Raw genomic sequence first — 6,190 nt, forward strand, 5'->3', positions numbered from 1 at the left:
CGGCGGCCGGGCGGCCAGCGCCGACGGTGACCGGGAACCCGGCCAGCCGGGCCAGCCGCTCGGCGGCCTGCCGGGCGGTCTCCTCGGGGTCGTCGGTGCCGCCGGCCTCGACGGGCGTCAGCAGCACCACCGTTTCGGCGTGCTCCGCGCTGACGCCCCGGGAGCCGAACAGGTAGCGCCGGGCGGCGCCGGCCAGCCGGCCCCGGTCGTCGGCCTGCCCGTCGGCCGGCTCCGCGACCAGGACCAGGTGCGGCCGGGCGAGGTCGACGCCGAGCCGGCGGCCGCGCGCGGTGAGCCCGGCCGGGTCGCGCTCGGGGGCGGTCAGCAGGTCGGTGAGCAGTTCGCCGCGGACCCGGTTCTCGGTCTCGGCGACGGAGCGGCGCAGCAGCAGGAGCAGCGCGGTGACGACGCTGGCCCGCTCGAACAGCCGCCGGTCGGCGTCGTCGAGGTCGGGCCGGCCGCGCAGCACCATGGTGCCGAGCGCGTCGTGGCCGGCCAGCACCGCGCAGACCCACTGCTCGCCGTGCCGTACGGACCTGCCCTCGGCGCGGGAGGCGGCGACCGCCTCGGCCAGTTCGGCGGCGGGGGCGGAGCGTCCGGCCAGCGGCTCGCCCTCGGCGTCCAGGACCGCTATCTCCCCGCCCAGCAGGGCGGCGACGGCGGCGCCGACGTCCGGCACCTCGGCGCCGCGCAGCACCAGGTCGGTGAGCCGGTCGTGCGCCTGCTCGGCGCGCTGGACGGCGGCGGAGTGGGCCCGAACCAGCTCGTTGGCGGCGTTCAGCTCGGCGAGCGCGGCCCGGGTGTCGGCCAGCGACTTGGCGGTGTCCAGGGCGATCGCGGCGTGGGCGGCCAGCGAGCAGAGCAGCGCGACCTCGTCGGGGGAGAAGGCGCGCGGCGTGCGGTCGGCGGCGAACAGGACGCCGATGACCTGCCCGCCGAGCAGCAGCGGCACTCCGATGATCGCCACCAGGCCTTCGTCCAGCACGCCCGCGTCGATCGTGCCGGTGTGGTGGAAGCGCTCGTCGGTGCGGTAGTCGTGGGTGGCGTACGGGCGGGCGGTCTGGGCGACCAGCCCGCCCAGACCGTGGCCGAGGCTGAGCCGCAGGGTCTGGAACAGGACGGAGACCGAGCCGTCGGTGACCCGCATGTAGGTGTCGCCGGCGGCCTCGTCCGGCAGGGTCAGGTAGGCGGTGTCGGTGCCGAGCAGCATCCGGGCCCGGCGGACGATCGCCTGGAGCACGGTGTCCAGGTCCCGGGAGGCGGCGAGGTCCCCGGCGGTGTCGAAGAGGGCGGTCAACTCGGCCTCGCGGCGCCGGTGTTGACGCAGGGTGCGGTGGACCCTCAGGGCCTGCCAGGTGGCGTCGTCGATCTCGGCGAGGACGGCGGCCGGCGCTCCGCGGCGGCGGGCGTCGGCCAGCACGTCGGCGAAGTCCTCGGTGGCGGCGCCGGAGGCGAGCAGGTCGAGCAGTCGCCGCAGCGCGGGTGCGGCGCTTTCCTGAGGGTGGTTCATGGTGCGTGCTGCCAATCGGCGTCGGTTCCGTCGGTTCCGAGAAAGCGCGATCGTACCGGCTCGGTCCTCAGGCGGCGGCGGGCTTTCCGGCCGCGGCCGGGCCGGCCTCCGGGCCGTCCGGGCCCGGCCGTCCGTCGACCTCGGCGAGGTCCCGGCCCCTGGTCTCCCGGCCGCAGAGCACCGCCAGGACGGTGATCGCCGCCGCGATGGCGACGTACACCGCGATGGGGGTGGGGCTGCCGTACTCCTTGAGCAGGGCGGTGGCGATCAGCGGTGCCGGGGCGCCGGCCGCCACCGAGGAGAACTGGGCCCCGATCGAGGCGCCCGAGTAGCGCATCCGGGTGGCGAACAGCTCGGAGAAGAAGGCGGCCTGGGGCGCGTACATGGCGCTGTGGAAGACCAGGCCGACGGTCACGGCGGTGACCAGCGAGCCGAAGGACTTCGTGTCGACCATGCCGAAGAACACGAAGGCCCAGGCGCCCACCCCGACCGCGCCCACCAGGTAGACCGGCTTGCGCCCGACCCGGTCGGACAGCGCGCCGAACAGCGGGATCAGCGCGAACTGGATCGCGGAGGCGATCAGGACGGCGTTCAGCGCGGTCTGCTTGGAGAAGTGCGCGTGGGTGACGGCGTAGGTGAGCACGAAGGTCGTCATCACGTAGTAGGAGATGTTCTCCGCCATCCGCGCGCCCATGGCCACCAGCACCTCCCGCCAGTGGTCGCGCAACACCTCGACCAGCGGCGGCCGTGCGGCCGCCCGCCGGTCCCGCTCCCGCTCCTGCCGCTGCTGTTGGGCCGCCAGGGCCTGCTGGAACAGCGGCGACTCGTCGACCGCGAGCCGGATCCACATCCCGACCGCGACCAGCACCGCCGACAGCAGGAACGGCACCCGCCAGCCCCAGGCCAGGAACTGCGCGTCGGACTGCACCGCCGTCATCAGCGAGAGCACCCCTGCCGCCAGCAGGTTCCCGGCCGGCGCCCCGCCCTGCGGCCAGGACGCCCAGAACCCGCGGCGCCGCTGGTCCCCGTGCTCCGACACCAGCAGCACCGCGCCGCCCCACTCGCCGCCGAGCGCGAAGCCCTGCACCAGCCGCAGTGCCGTCAGCAGCACCGGCGCCGCGACCCCGATCGAGTCGTACGTCGGCAGCAGTCCGATCGCCGTGGTCGACCCGCCCATCAGCAGCAGGCTCACCACCAGCAGCTTCTTCCGGCCCACCCGGTCCCCGAAGTGCCCGAAGACCAGCGCCCCGAGCGGCCGCGCCGCGAAGCCGATCGCGTAGGTCAGGAAGGACAGCAGCGTTCCGGTCAGCGGATCGCTGTGCGGGAAGAACAGCTTCCCGAACACCAGCGCCGCCGCCGTTCCGTACAGGAAGTAGTCGTACCACTCGACCGTCGTGCCGATCAGGCTCGCGGCCACCACTCTGGGGAGTGAGCTGCCCGCCGTCGTGCCTCGCGCGGAGGTGTTCATGGCCACCACTTCCAGAACCAGGGGGAGACGATGTCGCCACAAGGTAGGAAGCGGCCGACCCCGGGACTATGTGGGTGGCCCACACAGTCCCGGGGTCGAATGTGCCTGTCCGCCCCATGCCGGGGCGGTCGGACCGGGGAGCGCGCTCCGCTCAGTGGGCCGTCCAGCCGCCGTCGACGGGGAGGCTGGCGCCGGTGATGTAGGAGGCGGCGGGGGAGCAGAGCCAGAGGGCGAGCTGGGCGACCTCCTCGGGCTCGATGAGGCGCTTCACGGCGGTGCGGTCGAGCATGATCCGCTCGACCACCTCGTTCTCGGGGATGCCGTGGGCGAGCGCCTGGGCGGCGATCTGCTTCTCCACCAGGGGGGTCCGGACGTAGCCCGGGTTGATGCAGTTGCTGGTGACGCCGTACGGCGCGCCCTCCAGGGCGACGGTCTTGCTCAGGCCCTCCAGCCCGTGCTTCGCGGTGACGTACGCGGACTTGAACGCGCTGGCGCGCAGGCCGTGGACGGAGGAGACGTTGACGACCCTGCCCCACTCCTGCCCGTACATGTGCGGCAGGGTGCGGCGCAGGATGCGGAACGGCGCCTCGACCATGACGCGCTGGATGAGCGTGAAGCGGTCCGGCGGGAACTCGTGCACGGGCGCGACGTGCTGGAGGCCGGCGTTGTTGACGACGATGTCGGCGTCGTCCGGCAGGGCGTCCACGGCCCCGGGGTCGGCGAGGTCGGCGACGATCGCGCGGCCGCCGATCCGCTCGGCGAGCTCCTCGGCCGGGCCGGCCGCGAGGTCGACGACGTAGACCCGGGCGCCGGCCCCGGCGAAGGCCTCGGCGCAGGCCCGGCCGATGCCCGAGGCGGCCCCGGTGACCATGGCCGTGCGGCCGGCGAGCGGGCGGGCAGTAGAGGTGTCCATGGCCGAGAACGGTAGGAATCCGACGGCCTCGCTCCCATGTGGCGGACCGCCACAGCATCCCCTTGGGCTGTGGTGCCGCCCGCCATGAGGCCGACCCGCGGTCCGAACGGCGGATCGACCCTCGGAGAGGCCCTCGGAAGGGGCCCCCGAACCGCCGACGGTTCGGCCACGGAAGACCAAACCCATCCCGGTCGCGCTTCCCCACAATGGGCGCGGTTGCTTCACCCGTTCGGTGGATTGCTCGGTCAGATCCACCCATAGCGCCCGAATGCTCGCTACATTCACGCCGATTCCCGACAGGGGGCGCCGCCCCAGGCCGCCGAAGTGCTGGTGAAGCCCGGTGCGACGTCCGAGAGGTGTTGACAGACATGCCCCAACGGCCTGCAACCGACAGCCCGGCGTACGGACCGCTCGACCCGCTCGGCCAGCACCGAGGGCCGGTCGGCCGGACCCTTCCGGACGCCCCCGACGCCCTGACCGCCGACACGCTGACCGCCGACGCCCCGGACGCCGACGACCTGCGGCTGCCGGTGCAGGCCACGCCCGATCGGCACGAGAACCCCGGCGCACCCGAACCCGCGCCCGCCCCGGCCCGCGGGCCCGGCCACTCCGGCCCGGCCCCGCAGAACGGCCAGCTCGCGGCGCTGATCGAGGAGGCCGGCTTCTCGCACGCCGGACTCGCCCGCCGGGTCGACCAGCTCGGCCTGGAGCACGGCCTCGACCTGCGCTACGACAAGACTTCGGTCACCCGCTGGCTGCGCGGCCAGCAACCGCGCGGGGCCACCCCGGCGCTGATCGCCGAGGTCTTCACCCGCCGGCTCGGCCGCCGCCTCACCGCCCAGGACCTCGGCCTGGACGCCTGCGCCCCGGTCTACGCCGGCCTGGAGTTCGCCGAGACGCCGCAGGAAGCGGTCGACATCGTGGCGAGCATGTGGCGCAAGGACAACGGCCCGCAGTCCGAGCTGCGCCGGATCGCCTTCACCCCGGCCGGCCTGGTCGTCCCCAGCCGGGACTGGCTGATCGGCCGCACCGACGAACGGGTCGCCCGGGACGGCTCCACCCTGGTCCGGCCGGACGCCGGCACCGGCCCGCCGTCCGCCAGCGCCACCTCCGCGGCCATCACCGGCGCCCCGGCGCCGGGCGCGCCCGGCGCGTCCCCCGGGAGCCCGGCGCGCGGACCGGCCCCCGGGGCCCCCGCCGCCCGCAGCACCGCCGGGACGACCGGCACCGCCCCCACCATCGGCCGGGTGCCGATCCAGAGCCGCCGGCCGCCGGTCGCCGTCGAGCCGCCCTACACCGACCCGGCCCGCGAGTCCCGCCCCACCCTGCGGGTCGGCCGTGGCGACATCGCCGCCATTCGCGCCGTCGGGGACCTCTTCCGCGCGCTCGACCACGCCTACGGCGGCGGCCACGCCCGCCAGGCGCTGGTGCGGTACCTGGAGAGCGAGGCCGAGCCGATGCTGCGCGGCCGCTACGGCGAGCAGATCGGCCGGGCGCTGTTCGGCGCGGTCGCCGACCTCACCCGGCTGGCCGGCTGGACGTCCTTCGACATCGCCGCGCACGGCCTCGCCCAGCGCTACTTCGTCCAGGCGCTGCGCCTCTCCCAGGCCGCCGGCGACCGCGCGCTCGGCGGCTACGTGCTGGTGACGATGAGCCAGCAGGCCGTCCACCTGGGCCACGGCCGGGAGGCGGTCCAGCTCGCCCGGGTCGCCCAGCAGGGCGTGGGCACCGCCGTGCCGCCGGTCGTCCAGTCGCTGATGCACGCCGCCGAGGCGCGCGGGCACGGACTGCTGGGCGACGTCCGGTCCTGCACCACCGCCCTGGTCCGCGCCGAGCGCTCCCTGGCGGCGGCCCGGGCGGGCGATGAACTGCCCTCCTGGGCGCGGTACTTCGACGAGGCCCAGCTCTCCGACGAGTTCGCCCACTGCTACCGCGACCTCCAGCAGTGGCGCACGGCCGCGCAGCACGCCGAGAAGTCGCTGCGGCTGCGGTCGCCCGCCTACGCGCGCAGCCGGATCTTCTGCCGCCTGGTGCTGGCCACCGCCCGGCTCGGCATGGGGGATCTCGACGAGGCCTGCACCATGGCCACGGACGCGCTGCGGGCGGCGGGGGAGATGCGCTCGGCCCGCTCGCTGGAGTACGTCCGGGACTTCCACCGCCGCCTCACCCCGTACCGCGGCAGCCCGGTGGCGCGCGCGTTCGAGGAGACGGCCCGGCAGGCCGGAGTGATCTGACCGGCGGGCGGCGGTGGCCCGGGCGGGGCAGGAGCGGCCCGGCGCCGGCGGGGCGGGTGGCGGTC

The 6,190-nt window shown here is 75.3% G+C and carries 4 protein-coding genes; 1 reads left to right on the top strand and 3 read right to left on the bottom strand.

Annotated elements, in window-relative coordinates; all coding sequences use genetic code 11:
* The 3 genes from AB0E96_RS37030 to AB0E96_RS37040 all read right to left on the bottom strand — a co-directional run.
* The coding region (locus AB0E96_RS37030; protein ID WP_359830577.1) for a GAF domain-containing protein at window positions 1-1,510 on the bottom strand (1,510 nt) is incomplete at its 3' end.
* A gap of 67 nt (window positions 1,511-1,577) precedes the next feature.
* The gene (locus AB0E96_RS37035) at window positions 1,578-2,978 is read right to left on the bottom strand and encodes an MFS transporter (protein ID WP_359830579.1); all 1,401 of its coding nucleotides are present in this window, start codon (window positions 2,976-2,978) and stop codon (window positions 1,578-1,580) included.
* 151 nt (window positions 2,979-3,129) lie between these two features.
* Window positions 3,130-3,891: a 3-hydroxybutyrate dehydrogenase gene (locus tag AB0E96_RS37040; protein ID WP_359830581.1), complete on the bottom strand. Its 762-nt coding sequence runs from the start codon at window positions 3,889-3,891 to the stop codon at window positions 3,130-3,132.
* A 368-nt stretch (window positions 3,892-4,259) separates the two neighbouring features.
* Between AB0E96_RS37040 and AB0E96_RS37045 the strand changes: the two genes are divergently transcribed.
* A complete protein-coding gene (locus AB0E96_RS37045; protein WP_359830583.1) occupies window positions 4,260-6,125 on the top strand; it encodes a regulator in 1,866 nt (621 codons plus the stop codon).
* Window positions 6,126-6,190 lie beyond the last annotated feature (65 nt).

Origin of the sequence: Kitasatospora sp. NPDC036755 (assembly GCF_040636595.1) — a bacterium.
Lineage (GTDB): Bacteria > Actinomycetota > Actinomycetes > Streptomycetales > Streptomycetaceae > Kitasatospora.